This window comes from Paratractidigestivibacter sp., from assembly GCF_052362415.1.
In the GTDB taxonomy this organism is placed as follows: Bacteria; Actinomycetota; Coriobacteriia; order Coriobacteriales; family Atopobiaceae; genus Paratractidigestivibacter.
The window spans coordinates 20,558-39,976 of record NZ_DAWEMK010000007.1 but is presented as its reverse complement, the minus strand read 5'-3'; the positions used below and the strand labels follow the sequence as shown (position 1 = coordinate 39,976).

Sequence of the window (19,419 nt, the reverse complement as noted above, 5' to 3'; positions counted from 1 at the left end):
CGGGTGCGCTCGGGGTTGGAGTGCTCGACGAACTCCTTCTGCTGCAGGTAGTAGTTCAGGTACGTGTTGGGCAGGTACTCCGGGAAGCACTCCATGATCTCGTACTCGCCCTTCCAGACGTAGTACCAGCTGCCCTTGGTGTGGCGGTTCTGCTCGGGGTGCTCGTCGGCGGTCTCCTCGGGCTTCTTTGCCATGAGCGAGCCCATGCCCTTGAGGTAGGAGTCCGGAAGCAGGATCTGGTGCTCCTTGATGTACTCGCGCAGCTGCGGCAGCACTTCTTCGCCCTTGTGGCGGATCGAGGTGAACCAGCCGAAGTGGTTGAGGCCGAAGTAGTCGTACTCGACGTCCTTCTTGTCGATGTCGAGCGCGGCGCAGACCACGTCGATGATGGCGATGGGCATGTCGCAGATGTTGATGATGCGGGCATTCGGGCGCAGCACGCGGCAGCCCTCGGACACGATGGCCGCGGGGTTGGAGTAGTTGAGGATCCAGTAGTCCTTCTTTGCGTACTTCTCGACGTCGTCGATGAGCTCGACCATGGGGAAGATGGTGCGCATGCCGTAGGCGAGGCCGCCGCAACCGCAGGTCTCCTGGCCGACGCAGCCGTGACGCAGCGGGATCTTCTCGTCCTGCTCGCGCATCGCGTAGCCGCCCACGCGCATCTGGGCGAACACGAAGCTCGCGTCGGTGAAGGCGGTCGCCTTGTCGGTGGTCACCGTGAGCTTGATGTCCAGGCCGAGGTCCTCGTGCAAGATCCAGTCGACCAGCACGCCGACCTTGCGCTGGCGCTCCTCGTTGATGTCGTAAAGGCGAATCTCGTCTACCTCGAGCTCGTCCTTGCGAAGGGCGATGGACTTGACGATGCCGGGGGTAAAGGTGGACCCGCCGCCGCACAGAGTAATGATCATTTCCTACTGCTCCTTCTCGATTGCGTTTTCGACCTTGTCGCGCATCTCGGCGACCTTCATGCCGAAGATGATCTGAATGTCATTGCCGCTGCGGTTGATTCCGCTGTTGGGCACGTGGTTGATCAGGGTCTCGTCGACGAGGCTCGGGTCCTTGACGTTCACGCGAAGGCGCGTGAAGCAGTTCTCGAGCTCCTCGATGTTGTCCTTGCCGCCGAGGCCGGCGACCAGGTCGGCGATGCCTGCGTCCACGCCTTCCGCGGGCGCGGCGGAGACGGCGCCCTGCTTGACGGCGACGGAAGCCGCAGCCTCGCCCTCAGCCACAGACTCGGCGAGCTCGGAGGCCTCCTCACGACCAGGGGTGTGGAGGTTGAGCTTCTTGATAAGCACGGTAAAGAGGAAGAAGTACAGGGCGGCGTCGATGACTCCGAGGACGAGCATCACCGGCCAGTTGGTCTTCTCCACGCCGAGGACCAGGTTGGAGACGACGATGTTGATGATGCCGCCGGCGGTCGAGGCAGGGACAGAGAGGACCTTGAGCAGAACCACAAAGGCGCCGGAGAGGACGGAGTGAATCACGAAGAGCACGGGAGCCGAGAAGACAAAGAGGAAGTCCATGGGCTCGGTGACGCAGGAGAGCACGGCGGTGATGATCAGCGGGATGATGACCGCCTTGGTCTTCTCCTTGTTCTCCTTGTACGCGGTGGTGATGAAGGCGAGGCCGATGCCGATGTAGGGCCAGAGGTTGTTGAAGGTGTAGCTGTTGAAGTAGGTGCTGTCGGAGAAGGGCTGGCCGGTCATCGCCATCTCGGCAACACGGATCGGGTAGGCGCCGGCGATGATCTGATCGCCCATGGCAAGGGTGCCGCCCACGTCAGAGAACTGGAACGGGGTGTAGACGAGGTGGTGCAGGCCGGTGGGAACGAGCAGCTTGTTGAGCATGCCGTAGATGAACAGGCCGATGTTGCCCGACTCCTTGATGACGCCGGCAAGGGAGGAGATGGCTCCCTGGACGGGAGGCCAGACGATGCAGAAGCCCGCGCCCATGACCCAGGAGATGAGGATCATGATCAAAAACGGGAAGCGGACGCCCGAGAACATCGAAAGCGCGATGGGGAACTGCTTGTTGGAGAACTTGTTGAAGATGGCGCCGGTGATGCAGCCGAGGATGATGCCGCCGAAGACGCCGGTATCGAGCACCTGGATGCCCATGACGGTGGTCTGGCCGGTGCCGACGAGGCCGAGCATGCCGCCCGCCTCGGCGAGGGAGCCGGTGGCGCTGAGCACGATGTTGTTGGCCTCGAGGAACAGGAAGAAGGACATCAGGGCGATGAGGGAGGCGTGGCCCTTGTTCTTCTTTGCCATTGCGCCGGCGATACCCACGCAGAAGATGATCGAGAGGTTGTTGATGATGAACATCAGGGACTGGTAGACGACGGCGCCCACGAGCTGGAACGGGCCGGAGCCGAGCACGGGGATCATCGTGCAGATGGTCTTGTTGGTAAGGATGATGCCCACGATGAGCAGGATGCCGGCAACCGACAGGTACATCATCGGCTGGACGATCGACTTCGCGAACACCTCCAAGGCGCCTTTGAAGTTGGGCTTTTTCTTTTCTGTGGTCATGGCGTTTACTCCCTTCCTTCCTTCTTTCTTTCCTTTGGTAGAGCCTGTGAAAAAGCTAGAAGTGCCCACGGCAAGGCCTGCGGCCCCACCTTTGAAACCTATGAGCGGGCACGCTATGCCCGGGGCCCGGGTTCCCCAAGCAAGTTAACAATGTGATATGCGAGATAGCTCTTCTCGGCATCGGTCACGCTCACGCCATAGGAGGCGAGCAAGTGATCGGCTATAGCCTCCGAGCACGAGAAAGCCTTCGGATAGTTGTTTCGCTCTATCAAGAAGAGCACGTCGTCCTGCGCCTGGCCGGCCTTGGGGTCGAGCGCACGCTGCGCAAAGAACTGCAGGTGGCGGACGAAGCGCTCGTAGGGCAGCGACGTGTCGTCGAGGGTCGTTGTATAGCGGTCGGAGACGATGGTAAGGACGTCGCGCACGAGCTGGACCGAGACGATGAGACGGTCGGCGCGCTGCGGCATGGTGGCGTTCACGATGTGCAGGGTGATGAAGCCCCGCTCCTCGTCGCTCATCTGAATGCCCAGGTAATCCTTGATGATCTGGAGCGCGCGGCCGGCGAGCCCGTACTCCTTGCGGTAGAACTGCTGGATCTCGAGGAGCAGCGGGTTGTCGCAGGGGACGCCCTTGCGCTCGCGGTCAAGGGCGAGGGTGATGTGGTCGGCGAGCGCGATGAGAATCGCGTCGTCGACGTTCACGTCAAGCTCTTCGCGCAGCATCTCGACGATGTCCTCGGAAATCGCCAGGTTGATGACGGGAATGGTCTCGATCAAGCTGGACAGCCGATCGAGGGCACGGGCGTCGTTGGCCGTGGACTCGCACAAGGCGTAGGTCTTCTCGACGGAGGAGGAGTCGACGACGTCGCCGGCGTGGCGGCCAAAGCACAGGCCCCTGCCGATCACGATAAGCTCGGCGCCGTCGTCGGAAGTGACCATCGCGACGTTATTGTTGAAAACGCGCTTGATTACCATAGCGGTCTCCGCGAGGGTCTACTCGGAAAGCCAGCTGACGGGTTCTTTGGCGGCAACGGGGCCGGCGGCGCGCTCGCGCAGCGCGGAGCCCTCAGCACGCTCGCACGCGACTACGAAGACCGTGGGGTCGAAGCCGGCGGCGCGGATGGCCGAAAGGTCGATCTTGACGACCGGCTGGCCCGCATCGACGTGGTCGCCCTGGGCGACGAGCGCCTGGAAACCCTCGCCGTTAAGCTTCACGGTGTCGATGCCGATGTGCACCATGACCTGGGCGGAGCTATTGTCGGACGAGATGGCGAAGGCGTGGCCGGTTGGGAAAAGCGCGGCGACCGTGCCGGAAACGGGAGCGAGGATGGTCTCGCCGTCGGGGTCCACGGCAACGCCGTCGCCCATGGCTCGGCCACTAAAAACGGGATCTGCGGTTTTCTCCAGGGGAACAAGTTCGCCGGAAACGGGGGCGAGGATTTCGAACTCGGAGGCCTTGTCCGCCCGCTCGCGAGCGCCGCCCATCAAACGAGAAAAGAAGCCCATATTACTTGTCCCTTCATAAATCAAGCCCAACCAAGACTTGGTGTACACGCCATTAGCATAGCGACACCAACAGACTTTGGTTAGGCCCACGTCCGAGGGACTCGGTAACCTTCCTCATTTCTTTTTCGAGTTCAGATTTTGGCACTCTGGCGCTACCGTTTCTAGCACAACGGCCGAACGGCATGTTTTTCTCGCCGAACGGTAACCCTTGGGACAAAAAGGGACGGGGGATTTTGTCCCAAAGTTGTGGAGGATCCTTCTTCTATCTCCATGGTTTGGGACAAAATCCCCCGTCCCTTTTATCCCAGCTCGTCCTTCTTTCCAGCAAAACTGATCAGCATGAGTAAGTATTCAAAAACCGGAGGCCCGCCAACTGGGCTTTTGCGAGTCCGGAGGAAGAAAACAAACTCATGCTGATCAGTTTTGTGGAAAGAAGGGCGCTACACCCGACCAATCTCTCTTACTTGCCGTAGTTCTCGTCAGCAAGCACGTCCTGGAACATACCGACGTACTTCTCGGGTCGCCAATCGGTGCCGTCGACCGCAGGGTTGTGCTTGTAGAGGAAGCGCGTGGCCAGTGAAAGGTCGATCGTCGCGGTGTACATGGCCTCCTCGTCGGCGCCTTCCGCGGTGAAGGGCATACCGGCGTAGTAATGCGGCTCCCAGGTCTTTGCGGACGGACCCAGGATGGAGCTACCGCCCCAGAAGTAGTTGTCCTTGTCGGGGCCGCCGAGGTTGGACGACACGATGAAGATGCCCTCGCGGATGCACTGCGCGCGCAGCGTGTCGTCGCCCAGGCACTTACCGTGGCAGTGCGCGAGCGCCGTCGAGTTGATGTACAGGCGACAGCCCTTGGCCACGTAGTAGTCCATGAGCTCAGGGAAGCAATACGTGTCGTAGCAGATGGCGCAACCGATCGGGCCCCACGGGGTGTCGAGGATGAAGGGCTTATCGCCGCGCGTCGCCCAGTTGGGCTCGGGCGCCGGCAGGTGCATCTTGTGGTAGTCGCCGGCCAGCCCCTCGGGCGTGAAGATCGCGAGGCCGTTGTAGATGGTGTCGGGCTTCTGGGCATCCTTGATCGGCATGCCCATAACCACGTACAGGCCGAGTTCCTTGGCAAGCTCGGCGACCTTATTGGTCGAGGGGCCCGGGACGGTCTCGGCGAGCTTGTACTGCATCTTTTCCTCGAGCGGCTTTTCGGCCTCGTCATCGTAGGCGGTGAGCGCCATCTCGGGGAACACCACGAGGTCGGAGCCTTTCTTCTTTGCCGCCTTCATGTAGCCCAAGATCCTGTTGAGGTTCTGTTCCTTCTGGCCCCACATGGGTCGGAGCGTTACGGTCGACACAGTGATGATGTCCTCGTACATTTTGATGCTCCCTTCGTTGACGGCTGCCGCGCTAGCTACGCGGCACATGTTTGTTTTACGCCGTATGTCGTGAGCAAAGCCGTCGGCCAAAGAAGAGTTTTCACAGCGTCACGCGAGCGCAACCAACCGGCGCGCAAGTCGATACCGGCAAGAAACGCGCGCCCGCAGACCTAAAAACAAAGCGGGTCAACGAACAATCGTTGATCCGCTACGGTTCTCTGTGGTGCCCCCAGCGGGATTCGAACCCGCGATATCCACCTTGAAAGGGTGGCGTCCTAGGCCGCTAGACGATGGGGACGCAAAAAGACAGTATACAGGATATGCCTCCAAGGAAGCAGCGGAGCACGACCACGCTACTTAAACAGGGATTTCGTCCGCCTCCTGCCTCCGGCGCTCCTCCGCACTTACTCCCGCCGCAACGGTCCCGTCCTTTGAAGTCTGGGCCGTGACGCTCTTGCCATCGGACGTCACCGTCACGTTCCCGTTGACAGCCGTACCGTAGATTTGCGCTCCCACGCTCGCGAACACATCGAGAGTTGCCTGGTCAGGATGCCCGTAGTCGTTTCCCTCCCCATACGAAAGAACGACGACAGCTGGGCGAAGCGCGCGGGCGAGCTCCGTTGTGATCCCTGTTTTGCTCCCGTGGTGCGCCGCTTTGAGGACGCCGACGCGGCCCGGATTATCGGCGGCGATTTCGCTCGCAGGCGCATCACCCGTAAAGAGCATCGACGTCGTTCCGTAGGTCACGCGAAGCACGACCGAGTAGTCGTTCATATCCTCGGACTGCACGCTCGAATCAGGGCCGAGCACATCAATCTCATAGCCAGCGTCTCCAGAAACGATCTTATCGCCGGCGACGGCCTTCTTCACCGCGCATTTCTTCGCCTCGAGGGCGTCCAGAAATTCCTGGTACACCTCGGTGCCCTCGCTGGCAACCGGCATCCAAACCTCACCGATGTCGAACGCGCGGATCACGTCGGCCAAACCCCGATGTGATCTGAATGTGGATGCGTCGCAACAGGATAGTCGATCTTTTTTATATTCTGAGCAGTCAGGAATTGTTCGACGGTCGACCCGCTCACGACCTCGCCGGCGTCGATGAGCATCGTCTTTCCGTCGGGAAGAAGCACAAACTCCGAATCGCCTTGACCCACATCGATAAACGTAGCCTTCAGATCGCCAAGCCCTGCAGTTTCAGGCTGACGGCCCTGCTCGGCCTTAGTCGCTTCATCAGATCCCTGGTCATCGGCCTTCGATTCCGAATTCGCCGACTCCGCCGCCGTCTGGCCCTGCCGGTTCGCATCGCTGCTCGCAGCATTGCCGCTCGAACTCGACGCGATCGAGCCCGCAAGAGAGCCGACAAGCATGAAGCTCAAGAGCACACAGGGAACGGCCGCGAGCATCTTGCGGACAATGGGCGCTTGACGCATGCCCCATTTAACAAGCCCGTTGTCGGGAGATTCTCGGACAAGAGACCTCCATATGTAGCGGGCCAAAAACCAAAGCCCGACGCCGGAGGCGATGCAAACCGCATAAGCAAGCGCGACCACGGCAAGGCACAGCACGCAGAAGACGCCAATGAACCAGATGCACCCGCGCTTTTGCCCACGGGCAGGCCTATTCTTTGCCACAACGCCTCCATCAGATATCAAAGCATATTAAGCAAAGGATATCATTGGGCGCCAAACACAAAACTACGCCTAGGCAAACTGGTAGGGGCGGTGGGACTCGAACCCACAATCCTTTCGGCCGCGGCTTTTAAGGCCGCTGCGTATGCCAATTCCGCCACGCCCCCATGAGCGCCGGCGCCGAAGCGCGTCCGTATAGTCTAGCCGACTTTGAGCCCGCGCGAGCGGGCGACGACGCCGCTCTGCTAACCGCTATAGCGCGGCAACGGGCGCATGGTCGGCTTCCAGCCGACGGGCGAGTTCGTGCCCTCCTCGCCCGGCAGCGCGGTCGCCGCCGTGAGCGAAAGGCCGAACAGCAGATCCGACTCGCTCACCGTGAGCTCGTCGAAGCCGATCTGAGCCATGAGCTCGCCGATCGCCACGGCCCCGCCCAGGATCACGGGCGCGCGCTTGGGCTGGATACCCGGCATGGCGGCGCGCTGCTCGACCGTCTTTGCCGCAAGGGACGCCTCGAGCTCGGCGACCTTCGCGGCAGTGAGCCTCGCCAGGTGAACGCGGCTCGAGTCGTACGGCTCGAGCGCGAGGTCGACGGCCACGAGCGTGGTCACCGTGCCGCCGCAGACCACGAGTGCCTCGGGCGCAAGGGGCGCGATCTTCGCGGCCTCCGGCGCAAAGAGGCCCGCCGCGAACCTGTGCGCCGCCGCGAGGTCCTCCGCGGACGGCAAGCCCGCGCCGGCAGCCGCACCAGTGGCCGTACCGCCGTCAGCAGCAGCGCCGCTCAGGAACTTATCGGTAATCCTTCTGCACCCAACGTTCGTCGAGCAAACGAACTGCAGGTCAAGCACGCCGTCGGCAAGAACTCCGCACGCGAGCTCGGTCGACCCGCCACCGTTGTCCGCCACGAGGATGCGCCGCCCGCCGAAGTCCTGCGCCACGCCGAGGAAGGTCAGCGCGCCCTCGACCTCTCCGGGGATGACCTCCGGCTCCAGGCCGAGGCTCCTCAATGCGCCCACAAGATCGGCGGAGTTCTGTGCGTCGCGCGCCGCCGACGTCATTGTGCAGCACACGGCCTCGGCGCCCGCTGCGACGGCGCTCGCCACGTACTCGCGGCAGCACGCGACGACGCGGCCCATCGCCTCCGGATTGAGCCGACGCGTCCGGTCGACCCCTTGGCCCAGGTTGCAAATGTTGGACGTCTTCGCGAGCCGCTGCACGCGGCCGCCCTCCACGTCGGCGACGGCCAGACGCGCCGTCACCGTCCCGATGTCGATGCACGCAACGCGCCTCATGTCGTGTCCTTTCTTGCAGGTTCGCAATTAGGGCGGGCTCCCGCAGCTCGGCTTGAGCCGACGCCGGACACCCGCCGCAATTGCGCGTCAGTTGCCGATGTAATGGAAGACCTTGTCCCCGAGCTCGATGTACCAGGGCTTTTGGGCCTGTTGGTCGCCGTCAGAGCTCTGAGACGAGTCGTCCGACCCGTCGTTGAGCCCGTCCACGACGACCTTGGTCTCGCCGTTCGTGACGTAGCCGCGACGGCGCGCCTCGTCCTCGATCCCCTCGCGGGTCTGGAGGGCCTGAATGTCGTCTTTGTACTGCTCGTTGCTGGCGTTGAGCTCATCGAGCTGTGCCTGCAGGTCCTGACCGGCGCGCCAAGCGCGGTAATACGTCTGCACAGGGCCATACATGGCCATGAGCACTCCGAGAACGAGCGCGGCGATCAGGAGCGCCACGCGGAAATGCACCACGAAGTTACCGATAGCCGAAAGCGCGCCGTTGACGTCGATGGTCGGGAGCGACGCCGCCTCGCGGCGCGGCTCGGCGGGGCGGCCGTCGGCGGCGCGGTCCGGGGCGACGCGGGCGTCTCGGCGGCGGTTGGCGCGCTGCGTCCCGCGGTCGTCCAGGCGAGACGAGCGCGGGCGACGGGGCGCGGCGGCGTCCGCGAAGCCGGCGTCCGCGACGGTCCCGGAGTCACCGGGAACTCCCCCGGTGCCGACGGCCCAGGCGTTCCCGGCGATGTCCGCAGTCCCAGCGGCCGCTGCGCCACGGGCAGCGTCACCATAAGAGAATCCCTGCTCAGGCTGCGCGGGCGCGCTCGTGAAGTGCGAGCCCTCTCGCGCCGCGCGGGCGGCGTCCGCCGCGGCCCTGGCCTCGGCGCCCGAGAGGCGCGCGTGCCTGCCGTTCGAGTAATTGTCCGTGGTTTCGCTCATGCCGTCGCTTCGATTTAGGTGTATTTGCTCGGTCGCACGCGGGCGGCCAAGCCGGTTCGTGAATCAGTTATACCAGAGGACCAGCGCGCAGGCCGCTAGCGCGACGCCTTCTCCTCAGCCTTCGCACGCTCCCAAAGGTCGTTCAGCTCAGCTGTGCCCAGCTCTTCGACGGAGCTTCCCTCGGCGCGGGCGGCCTCCTCGATGCGCGCCCAGCGGCGGCGGAACTTCCGGTTGGACGCCGCGAGGGCCTCCTCGGCGTCGATGCCCTCTTTGCGCGCGACGTTGACCAGCGCGAACAGCAGGTCGCCGAACTCAAGGGCCGCCGCGTCGGAACCTGGCTCCTCGGCCTCGAACTCCGCCCGCTCCTCGGCGACCTTATCCCAGACGTCGGCCGTGGTCTCCCACTCGAAACCGGCCTTGGCCGCACGCTTGGAGATCTTCTGCGCCTGCATGAGGGCGGGAAGGCTCGCCGGAACGGAATCGAGCAGCCCCGTCTCCGCACCGGAGAGCTCGCCCCTGGCTTCCCGCTCCAGGCGCTTGACATCGTCCCAGATGTCGAGGACCGCCGGTGCGTCGGGCGCCGTCCCGTCGGGCCGGGCCTCATCGTAGCCGGCAGGGACCGCGCCGTCCACGGACGCGGCAAGATCACCGAACACATGGGGGTGGCGGCGGACGAGCTTTTCGTTGAGGCCGCGGGCGACGTCGTCGATGTCGAACTCGCCGGCGTCCGCGGCGATCTGCGCGTGAAGGACGACCTGCTCGAGGACATCGCCGAGCTCCTCGCACAGATGAGCCTCGTCATGGGCATCGATGGCGTCGACCGCCTCGTATGCCTCCTCGACCATATTCTTCGTTATGGAGGCGTGGGTCTGCTCGCGGTCCCAGGGGCAGCCGTCGGGCTGGCGCAGGCGCCAGATGGTGCGGATCAGGCGATCGAGCTCCGGATGGTCGGCGGGCGCGCCGGCGCGCTCCGCGTTCTGCTCGTCCACGAGGTCCGACAGCGCCCTGCCGTCGGCCACGCGGCACTCCGGCTGGTTGAACTTACCTGGCACGAACTCCATATGCTTCCCTTCCCCTCGGTTTTCCCGCGTCATTGTATCGCGTGGGGCGCGCAGGCCCGCACGGCTCGCATGGCGTTGGCCTCAAATCGCGTCCTTATGCCGCGCCGCGGTCCTCCGCAACGCACAAAACCCGCTTAGGGCCACGCAAGGGTCGACCGGGCGCGCAAAACTCGCTTAGGGCTACGTGTTTTGCGTGACCAATCAGTAACCCGCCAATCCTCAACTGGGCTTTTGCGTCCGCGCTCACGACTAATTCCCGTTTGAGGGCCGAAAACACGTGGCCCTAAGCGAGTTTTGTGCGCCGACCGCCCTTCCGCGTGGCCCTAATCAAGTTTTGTGCACCGCCAAACATCCGGCAGAGCCTGCGGCCGCGGCAATGCGTGCCGATCCGCGCAGAACCGACGGTTCGTGGGCATCCGCAAGCCCTACTCGTCCACCTCGTCGTCGCCGCCGAGCTGCTCGAGCACGCCGAGCGCCACGGGCATGAGCTCGGAGTCCTTACGCCGGAAGGGGTACGCCAGCTTGTGGGTCTTCGGGTAGTTGAGCGCGCCCTCGCCGCGGAGCTTGAGCGCGACGGCGCGCGGCACGTCGACACCCTGGTAGATGATCCGCCCGTTCGTCAGGCTAATGGCGATGCAGCCCAGACGCTGAGCGCGGATCCTCACCCGGGCGCGGTCGAACAGGTTTTTGCCCGCGAGCGGCAGCGCGCCGAAGCGCTCCTCGGTCTCCTCCTGCAGCGCGTCGACCTCGGCGATGTCCACCGCCGCGGCAAGCTTGCGGTACACGAGCACGCGCCGATCGACCTCGGGCAGATACTCCTCCGCGAGGAAAAAGTCCGCGGGCAGGTTGATGTTGACCTCGGCGAGCTCGACGTCGCGCGTCTCGCCCCGGGCCTCGGCCACGGCCTCGCCGAGCATCTGCGTAAAGAGGTCGAAGCCCACGCTCGAGAGATTGCCGTGCTGCTCGGCGCCCATGAGCGACCCCGCGCCGCGGATCTCAAGGTCGCGCATGGCGATCTTCATGCCGCTGCCCAGGTCCTGGTACTCGTTGATGGCGGTCAGGCGGTCGGTCGCCTCGGGAGTCAGCGGGGTTTCGCCGGGGAACATGAAGTACGCGTACGCCTGCTGGCGGCTGCGCCCCACGCGCCCCTTGAGCTGATAGAGCTGTGCCAAGCCGAGCCGCTGCGAGTCCTCGATGATGAGCGTGTTCGAGTGCGAGTTGTCGATGCCCGACTCGATGATGGTCGTCGCCACGAGCACATCCACCTCGTGCTCGTTGAACTGCAGCATCACATCCTCGACCTGCTTGGCGCTCATTTTTCCGTGGGCCACGGCCACGCGGGCCTCGGGCGCGGCCTCCATCACGCGCGCGACCGCGTCGTCGATGGTGTGCACGCGGTTGCTCACGTAGTAGACCTGCCCCTTGCGCGCGAGCTCGGCGCGGATGGCGGCGCTCACCACGTCGGGGTCGTACTCCCCCACCGTGACCTTGACGGGAAGGCGCCCCGGCGGCGGCGTCATGATGAGGCTCATGTCGCGCACCCCGCTCATGGCCATCTGCATCGTGCGCGGGATGGGCGTGGCGGACAGCGTGAGAACGTCGACCTGCTCTCGCAGGTTCTTGAGCTGCTCCTTGTGCTGCACGCCGAAGCGCTGCTCCTCGTCGATGATCACGAGCCCCAGGTCGTAGGGGTTCACGTCGGCGGAAAGGAGCCGGTGCGTGCCCACGAGCACGTCGACCGACCCGTCCGCGAAGCCCGCAAGCGCGCGGCGCTGCTGCGCCGGCGTGACGAAGCGCGAGAGCACCGCGACCTTGAGGTCGAAGGGCGCGAACCGCTCGAAGAAGGTCTCGAAGTGCTGTTGCGCGAGGATCGTCGTCGGGCACAGGATCATGACCTGCTTGGAGTCCTGGCAACACTTGAACGCCGCGCGCAGGGCGACCTCGGTCTTGCCGAAGCCCACGTCGCCGCAGAGCAGGCGATCCATCGGCTTGCGGGCCTCCATGTCGGCCTTGATGTCGGCGACGGCGCTCGCCTGGTCGGGCGTGAGCTCGTAGCTGAAGCTGGACTCCATATCCGCCTGTGCGGGGGTGTCGGGGCTGAAGGCGAAGCCGGCCACCGAGGAGCGGCGCGTGTAGAGGTCCACCAGGTCGAAGGCGAGCTTTTTCGCGGATTTGCGCGCCTTGCCCGTCGCGCGGCTCCAGTCAGCGGTGTTCAGCCGCGTGAGTCGCGGCGAGTCGCCGTCCGGGCCGACGTAGCGCGTGATGCGGTCGACCTGCTCGAGCGGGACAAAGAGCTTGTCGCCGCCGGCGTACGAGAGCTGGAAATAATCGCGCTCGCGCCCGGCGACCTCCTGGCGCACGATGTCGGAGAACAGCGCGATGCCGTGCGTGGCATGGACGACGTAGTCGCCCGGCTTAAAGGGGAAGGTCACGCTCGTGGGGTCCACGCGCTTGGCGCGGCGGCGGGCCTTCGCGGTGCGCGAGGCGAGGTCGTCGACGGAAAGAATGCCCAGGCGCGCCGCGGGGATCACGACGCCCGCGGGCACGGGCGCATCGATGAAGGTCACACGGTCGCGCGGCAGCGGCGGCGCGTCGAAGCGGGCATCGTCGTCGCAGACGTCGTGCGAGTTCTCCGCCGCTGCGCCGAGCGACTCGGCGAACGGAATCCCCTCGTCGTTGAAGCGCAGCTCAAGGGCCTCGCGCGCCGCGCGATCGGGCACGGCGAAGAGCGTGGCGGACCGGTCGGCCACGAGCTGGCGCACGCGGCCCATAAGCTTGGAGTCCGAGCCGTTGACGCCCGGCTGGCGCACCTCGAGGCTCGCGGTGACGGCGCCCGCGCCGGCGCGCAGCATGGCGGCGAAGCTCAGGCGCTGCTGGCGGCCGAAGTCGAGCTGGCGCGGGTTCGTGTAGAGCCCCTTGGTCGAGACGCGTGCGGCGCCCGCGGCCTGCTCGATCTCGTCCGCGGCGCGCAGGCAGTCGTCGAAGAGCGCGCGCGGCTCGGCGAGGACCACGAGCGTGCGGTCACTCGCGTGGTCGATGGGCGTGGCGGTGTCCCCGTAGAGCGCGGGCAGGTAGCGCTCGAGCGCCGGCTGCGCGGCACGCGCGCCGATGAGCTCCAGGTCAGCGGCCAGTGCGTTGTCGTTCTGGGCGCGGGCGTAGAGCGCCTCCTCTGCGCGGGCGACGGTCTCGTCGGTCAGCGCCATCTCGCGGCAGGGCGAGACGGTCACGCTCTTGAGCTCACCGATGGTCTGGCCGGTGGCCGCGACCATGCGGCGCACGCGGTCGATCTCGTCGCCGAAGAACTCGATGCGCACCGGCGTCGTGGCCTGCGCTGGAAAGACGTCCACCGCGTCGCCGTGCACATGGAAGCTGCCGGGGGCGTCGACCTCACCGTTGTCGGCGTAGCCCATGCCCACGAGAAGGGCCGGGACCTCGTCGAAGGGCACCTCGTCGCCGACGGAGAACGTGCTCGATGCCCAGTAGCCGGAGCCTGCGGGTGGCACGCGGCGCAGCAGCGAGCGGGCCGAGGCGACGACGACGCACTTCTCCCCCTCCGCCAGGCGCGCGACGGCGCGGCAACGAGCGCCGACGACGGCGTCCTCGGGGGCTTTCTCGCTCCACGGATAGTCGCGGCGCTCGGGGTAGCGGCAGACGACGTCTTGGCCGAGCCACGCGGCGAGCGCACGGGCGGCGCGGTCAGCCGCCTCCTCGCCCGAGACCACAAACAGGCACGGGCGCGGGTCGTCGGCCCAGATGGCGGCCAGCATAAGCGGACGGGCGGACTGCGCGACGGCCAAGGTGGCGTCGTCGCCCGCCCCAAGCGCGCGAACGAGCGGCTCGAGCTCCGGGCAGTTCATGATCTGGCGAGAAACACGATTGATGAGCATTGAACGAACTCCTTGGGTCAGCTCATCGCATTGTACCTGCACACGCAGCAAACAGGGGGCGGGTACGGATTTAACGAATGGCTCCGCCAAATCCGTACCCGCCCCGCACGCCCGACGTTCCGGTTTTCGCTAGCGAACGGCTAGCGAACGAGCTTATAGAAGTCCATCGCCGCGCAGCCGTCGGCCGTGAGCGCAAGCTCGGCCGCGGCGGGCGAGTACACGCGGCTCGTGAGCGCCGCCTCACCGCCGTTGGCGAAGACCTCGATCATCGTCGTGTCCGAGAGCACGCGCACGTCGCGCAGCTGGCCGACCTCGACGGAGCGCTCGTCGCGCCCGTGGCCCTCGTCGCCCATATCCAGCGTGAGCATCCCGTCGGCGTAGCGCAGCGCGACCCCGTCGCGCACCGTGAGCTCGATCGAGGCCAACCCGCCGCAGGTCACGACCGCGTCGTACACGCGGCCCGGGTCGGCGACCGCGCCGCCCGCGGAGACCTCGACCCGGCCTCCGCGCAGCCTCTCGAGCTCGCGCGCCGGCCACTGGCACAGCTTGCCGTCGCGAAGGCTCAGCACCCTCGGCACCGTGAGCGCGCACTGCCAGCCGCGCCCGGTCGTCGGGTTTTGCGCCGTCGCGTCCGGGCAGCCCGCCCAACCGATCATCAGGCGACGGCCCTCGGCGTCCTCGAACGACTGCGGGGCGTAGAAATCGAAGCCGGCGTCGACCATCGCTGGGCGCCCCTCGCCCACGATCCCGAAGCTCGGTCGATCCCAGTCCGCCTCGACGCGGAACCACACGCACTGGTGCGGGTTGCGGTAACGCCAGCCCTCGGTCGGCACGCCCTGCGGGCAGCACACGAGCACGAGCTCGCCGCCCAGCTCAAAGAGGTCGGGGCACTCCCACATGAAGCCGAAGGGCTCGGGCAGCTCGATCCGCGCGGCGTACCCCCACGACTCGAGGTCGCGCGACGTGAACACGAGCACGCAGCCGCGGTCGTCGCGGGTCCTGGCGCCGAGCACCATGTAGAACACGCCGTCGTGCTCGAGAACCTTCGGGTCGCGCACGTGCGTGCCGATGTCGTCGGGGTAGTCGGCGGGGCTCAGCGCCACGCGCTTCGGCCCGAGGTCGTCGAGCTGGCCGTCCGCGTCCATGACCATGTGGATCTGGTTCTGCTCGCGGCCCGTGAGCACGTAGTCGTAGTCGTCGCGGTCGAAGTGCTTTACGTTGCCGGTGTAAAAGAAATGCACCTTCCCGTCGCGCACGAAGGCGGAGCCGGAGTACGCGCCGCTCGAGTCCATATCGGAGTCGGGGAACAGCGCCGGGCCGTGGTTCTCGTAGCTGAGGAAGTCCCGCGTCGTCAGATGGTTCCAGAGCACCGGGCCGCCGTGAGCCGCGTCGAACGGGTCGTACTGGTGGTAGATGTGGTAGGTGTCCCCCACCTGGACCAGCCCGTTCGGGTCATTGAGCCACCCGAGCTCAGGCTCCACGTGGAACACGAGCCGATCCGCGTCGGCCGCGATCCGCGCCGCCTCGGCGTCCTGCCCGGCGCGCCACGCCTCGTAGTCCGCGCGCGTCACCTTGCTCTTTTGGTTGAACATTGCCTCGCCTTTCTTGCCCTTGCTTTCGTGCCCCTGGTGTAAAGAAGAGCGCCCCGGCTCGTGCCCGGGCGCCCCTTGCCCGTTCGGGCAGGTCTATCTGTGTGCTTAGAAGCTGACGTCGAACCCGGCACCGCCGCCCTCTTCGTCCGTGGTCGGGACGCCCTTCGCCTTGTTGTAGGCGAGGATCAGGGCGATGGGCACGAAGAAGGCGATGAGGTTGCCGATCACGTACCACACGAGGGTCTCGGGGGTGACGATCAGCAGGCCCAGGACGCCGGTCAGGCCCTGGCCGATGGCGCGAACCTCAAAGAGCTTGACGAAGGCACCGCCGCAGCCCGCGCCGATGCAGGCGCAGACGAAGGGGATGATGGAGTAGCGCATGTTCGCGGCGAAGATTGCGGGCTCCGAGATGCCGACGAGGGTCGGGATGAAGGAGGACATGCAGATGCTGCGCTCGCGGGACTTCTTCTTGTGCACGAGGTACATGCCGATGGCGCCGCCGCCCTGGGCGATGATGGAGACGGACCAGATGGCCTGGATGTAGTTGAAGCCGGTGGTGGCGACGAGGTTGGCCTCGATGCCCTGGATGAACTGGTGCGTGCCGGTCACGACGAGCGGCTGCAGGAAGGCCGCGAAGACGAACGCGCCGAAGACGCCCATCTTGTTGTACAGGATGTCGATGACGCCGCCGAGCACGTCACCGATCAGGTTGCCGAGCGGGCCGAACACGGTGAACAGCGCGATGTTGGCGAGGATCAGCGTGACGGTCGGGACAAAGACGAACGAGACGACCTCGGGGATGACGTCCTGGGCGATCTTCTCGATCTTAGCCATGAACCAAGCGGTCAGGATCGCGGGGAAGACGCCGCCCTGGAAGGCGACCATCGGGATGGCCAGCGGGCCGAAGTTCCAGTACTGGACACCCGTCGGGTCGAGGACGAAGGTGTTGCGGTTCATCAGGTTCGGGTGAACCATGACGATGCCGACGAGGATGCCCAGGATCGGGTTGCCGCCGAAGCGCTTGACGGCGCTGTACATCACGAGGACGGGCAGGTAGTCGAAGGTGGTCGCGATGATGCCAAAGAAGCTCGCGAGGTTCTTCAGGAACTCGCTGTGGTCAGCGAGGCTGCCCTCCATGCCAAACAGGCCATTGGCGACGATCAGCGACTTCAGGCCGATGATGATTGCCGCGCCGACGAAGGCCGGGATGATGGGGATGAAGATGTCGGAGAAGACCTTGAGGGCGGCGAAGAACTTGCCCTTCTTGCTCGCCTCGGCACCCTTGACCTCGGAGGCGCTGATCTCCTTGACGCCGGTGAGGGCCATGAAGGCGTCATAGACCTTGTTCACGGTGCCGGTGCCGAAGATGATCATGAGCTGGCCGCTGTTGTACAGCACGCCCTTGACGCCGTCGAGCTTCTCGAGCTCGGCCTTGTTGTACTTGGAGGTGTCCTTGAGCACGAGGCGCAGTCGGGTCACGCAGTGCGTGGCGCCCTCGATGTTCTCGACGCCGCCGACGTTGTCGACGACTTGCTGGGATACCGCTTTATAGTCCATGTTCCTCTCCATTCCTTGTTGTCAGTGTACGGGGACGGACCGGGAAGCGCGCCCCGGGCCGTCAGAGGGGCGTTTTTAGAGCGACGCGATGGTCGCGTTCGCGCACTTGAGGGTGCCGTCGGTGACGGTAAGGGAGACTCCCTGGCCCTTCTTTGCGCAGAAGCGGGCGTTCAGCGCAACGTCGTCCACAAAGACAGTCGCGATGTCGTCGTCCACGACGAGGCGCAGGTGGTGGGTGCCCTCGCCCTTAAAGAAGAGCGGGCGCTCGAGGCCCATGGTGTTGACCGCGAACCACGGGTACTGCGGCGCGGCGGTGAACTCGAGCTTGCCCTCGCGCAGGTTGGCGCGGAACTCGTAGCCCAGACCGGCCTCGGCGTCCTCAGCGAGCTTCACCGAGAAGCCCGCGGCATCGCCGGAAAGCTCGATGTCGGCGTCGAGCAAGTAGGTGGAGCCGGCGTCGGCGCTGAGGACCTTCTCGGCCTTGCCGGAGGCGCAGGAGAGCTCGAAGGGCTCGACGGCCTTGCCCTCGCCGAACGCGGGGACCATGCTGTCGGGGAGCTTGGTGCCCAGGGTGCCGTCAGCGCGCTGGACGATCTCGAGCGGCATGAAGGTGCCGCCCCACAGATAGGAGCTGGGGTCTCCGCCGGCGTCGCGGGTCGGGACCCAGCCGAAGAGCACACGGCGCTCGCCGTCGGAAGCGGTGCGGGCGGCGTAGTAGGCGCGGCCGTCGAATGCGTCGTCGGCAGGGGTGATCCAGGAGCCGTTGATGGAGCGAGACATGCGGTAACGGGTCTTGTTGCCGTCGCTGTACTCAGAGAAGACCAGGTACCACCAGTCGCCGATGCGGAAGAGGTCCGGCATCTCGAACATGGTGTAGAGGCCCGGGTTCCACCAGTCGCCCTGGAACTCCCAGTGCTCGAGGTCCTTGGAGGTGAACTTGACCAGGCGGCCGGTCATGAGGGCCTTATCCTCGCCCGTACGGGTGCCGAGGATGAGCATGTACTCCTGGTTCTCGTCATCCCACAGCACGAAGGGATCGCGCCAGTTGCGGTCGTCGTAGCCCTCCTGCGGCGGGAGGACGGTCTCGGCGATGTTCTTCTCCCACTTGACGGCGTCGTCGCTCGTGGCGTGGAGAAGGACCTGCTTCATGAGGCGGGCGTGGACCTTGTCGCGGTTGCAGCCGGTGTAGAGGGCGTGGTACTTGTCGCCGGCCTTGAAGACGGTGCCGGCGTAGATGTACTGGTCGACGTCCTCGTCGCCGCCGCGCTCGAGGCTCTCGCCGAAGTCCTTGTAGTTCACGAAGTCCTTCGTCGTCGCGAGGGACCAGCCGAAGGGCTCGCCGAAGGGTCCGGGGTTGCGCGTGTCGCGCTGGTGGTAGAGGTAGAACGTGCCGTCCTCGCCGTATGGCATGATGTCGCCTACCCAGATTCCCTCGGGCTGGTAATAGATCTTGTGCATCCGAAGCTTCCTTCCGACAAAGGTTCGTGTGCCTGACGTCTGTAAGGTATGTCAATCGTTTTCATGTGTCAATCGTTTTCATACGGACAAATCCATTTGTCTGGTCATGATTCTGCAAACGGTTGACATACGCCGGCGAACGGCATCCACCATCACTGGGTGACAGTCATTGCGTGCAGCTTTCTGGGACACCCATCAGCCAGTGACACCCATCGCTGGGTGACAGTCATTGGGCGCAGCATCCATTGCCACACATGCCCGCAGCGCCATCGGGCAGCGCCGCCACCGCTGGACGACGGTCATTGGGTTCAGCACCTATTGCCAAGCGCGCCATCAAACGCGCGATGAGAATTGCGGGGCCGACAAAGCGCGGCGAACGCCCGCGACAAGAAGCCCGCCCCTACGCGGTCTTCCCCACCAGCAGCTCCACGGGAAGCTTCGTGTTCGACTCGGGCTTCTCGCCGTTGACCAGCGCGATCACGGACTCCGCGGCGAGTTCGCCGATGCGGTCGATATCCTGGCGCACGGTCGTCAGATCCGGCATGAAGGTCATCGTGCGGCGCGCGCCGTCGGCACCGACGACCTTGATGTCGTCCGGGGCGGCGAGGCCGCGCTTGCGCATCACGT

The 19,419-nt window shown here is 65.2% G+C and carries 15 protein-coding genes and 2 tRNA genes; all 17 read right to left on the bottom strand.

Annotated features, from left to right (window positions below; all coding sequences use genetic code 11):
- Window positions 1-908: family 4 glycosyl hydrolase (locus tag ACT84W_RS01690; RefSeq protein ID WP_444327987.1), on the bottom strand; the 908-nt coding region annotated here is incomplete at its 3' end.
- A gap of 3 nt (window positions 909-911) precedes the next feature.
- Entirely contained in the window at window positions 912-2,531 is a 1,620-nt protein-coding gene (locus ACT84W_RS01685; RefSeq protein ID WP_444327986.1) for a PTS transporter subunit EIIC, read from the bottom strand.
- A 113-nt stretch (window positions 2,532-2,644) separates the two neighbouring features.
- Window positions 2,645-3,505 carry a PRD domain-containing protein gene (locus ACT84W_RS01680; protein WP_444327985.1) on the bottom strand — a complete coding sequence of 287 codons (861 nt, stop codon included), beginning with the start codon at window positions 3,503-3,505 and terminating at the stop codon, window positions 2,645-2,647.
- Between the two features lie 18 nt (window positions 3,506-3,523).
- On the bottom strand, window positions 3,524-4,015 hold the full coding sequence (locus tag ACT84W_RS01675) for a PTS sugar transporter subunit IIA (protein ID WP_432321158.1): 492 nt from the start codon (window positions 4,013-4,015) through the stop codon (window positions 3,524-3,526).
- A 481-nt stretch (window positions 4,016-4,496) separates the two neighbouring features.
- Window positions 4,497-5,402 (bottom strand): carbon-nitrogen hydrolase family protein, encoded by a 906-nt coding sequence (locus ACT84W_RS01670; protein WP_444327984.1) that lies wholly within the window; start codon window positions 5,400-5,402, stop codon window positions 4,497-4,499.
- Window positions 5,403-5,623: 221 nt separating this feature from the next.
- Window positions 5,624-5,700 (bottom strand) — tRNA-Glu (locus tag ACT84W_RS01665).
- Window positions 5,701-5,759: 59 nt separating this feature from the next.
- Window positions 5,760-6,386, bottom strand: coding sequence for a ComEC/Rec2 family competence protein (locus tag ACT84W_RS01660; protein WP_444327983.1), 627 nt, complete (start codon window positions 6,384-6,386; stop codon window positions 5,760-5,762).
- Window positions 6,374-7,033: an MBL fold metallo-hydrolase gene (locus tag ACT84W_RS01655; protein ID WP_444327982.1), complete on the bottom strand. Its 660-nt coding sequence runs from the start codon at window positions 7,031-7,033 to the stop codon at window positions 6,374-6,376. The genes ACT84W_RS01660 and ACT84W_RS01655 overlap by 13 nt, the downstream gene beginning before the upstream one ends.
- Window positions 7,034-7,112: 79 nt before the next feature.
- Window positions 7,113-7,197, bottom strand: a tRNA-Leu gene (locus tag ACT84W_RS01650).
- A 78-nt stretch (window positions 7,198-7,275) separates the two neighbouring features.
- Window positions 7,276-8,319, bottom strand: coding sequence for a Ppx/GppA phosphatase family protein (locus ACT84W_RS01645; protein ID WP_444327981.1), 1,044 nt, complete (start codon window positions 8,317-8,319; stop codon window positions 7,276-7,278).
- 87 nt (window positions 8,320-8,406) lie between these two features.
- On the bottom strand, window positions 8,407-9,237 hold the full coding sequence (locus tag ACT84W_RS01640; protein WP_444327980.1) for an FtsB family cell division protein: 831 nt from the start codon (window positions 9,235-9,237) through the stop codon (window positions 8,407-8,409).
- Between the two features lie 95 nt (window positions 9,238-9,332).
- Window positions 9,333-10,298, bottom strand: coding sequence for a nucleoside triphosphate pyrophosphohydrolase (gene mazG, locus ACT84W_RS01635; RefSeq protein ID WP_444327979.1), 966 nt, complete (start codon window positions 10,296-10,298; stop codon window positions 9,333-9,335).
- A gap of 425 nt (window positions 10,299-10,723) precedes the next feature.
- Entirely contained in the window at window positions 10,724-14,185 is a 3,462-nt protein-coding gene (mfd, locus tag ACT84W_RS01630) for a transcription-repair coupling factor (protein WP_444327978.1), read from the bottom strand.
- Between the two features lie 140 nt (window positions 14,186-14,325).
- Window positions 14,326-15,777 (bottom strand): glycoside hydrolase family 32 protein, encoded by a 1,452-nt coding sequence (locus ACT84W_RS01625; protein WP_444327977.1) that lies wholly within the window; start codon window positions 15,775-15,777, stop codon window positions 14,326-14,328.
- Window positions 15,778-15,882: 105 nt separating this feature from the next.
- Complete coding sequence (locus tag ACT84W_RS01620) at window positions 15,883-17,334, bottom strand: PTS transporter subunit EIIC (protein ID WP_417575760.1); 1,452 nt, start codon at window positions 17,332-17,334, stop codon at window positions 15,883-15,885.
- A 75-nt stretch (window positions 17,335-17,409) separates the two neighbouring features.
- Window positions 17,410-18,792: a family 43 glycosylhydrolase gene (locus tag ACT84W_RS01615; RefSeq protein ID WP_417575761.1), complete on the bottom strand. Its 1,383-nt coding sequence runs from the start codon at window positions 18,790-18,792 to the stop codon at window positions 17,410-17,412.
- Window positions 18,793-19,192: 400 nt separating this feature from the next.
- The coding region (locus ACT84W_RS01610; RefSeq protein WP_444327976.1) for a substrate-binding domain-containing protein at window positions 19,193-19,419 on the bottom strand (227 nt) is incomplete at its 5' end.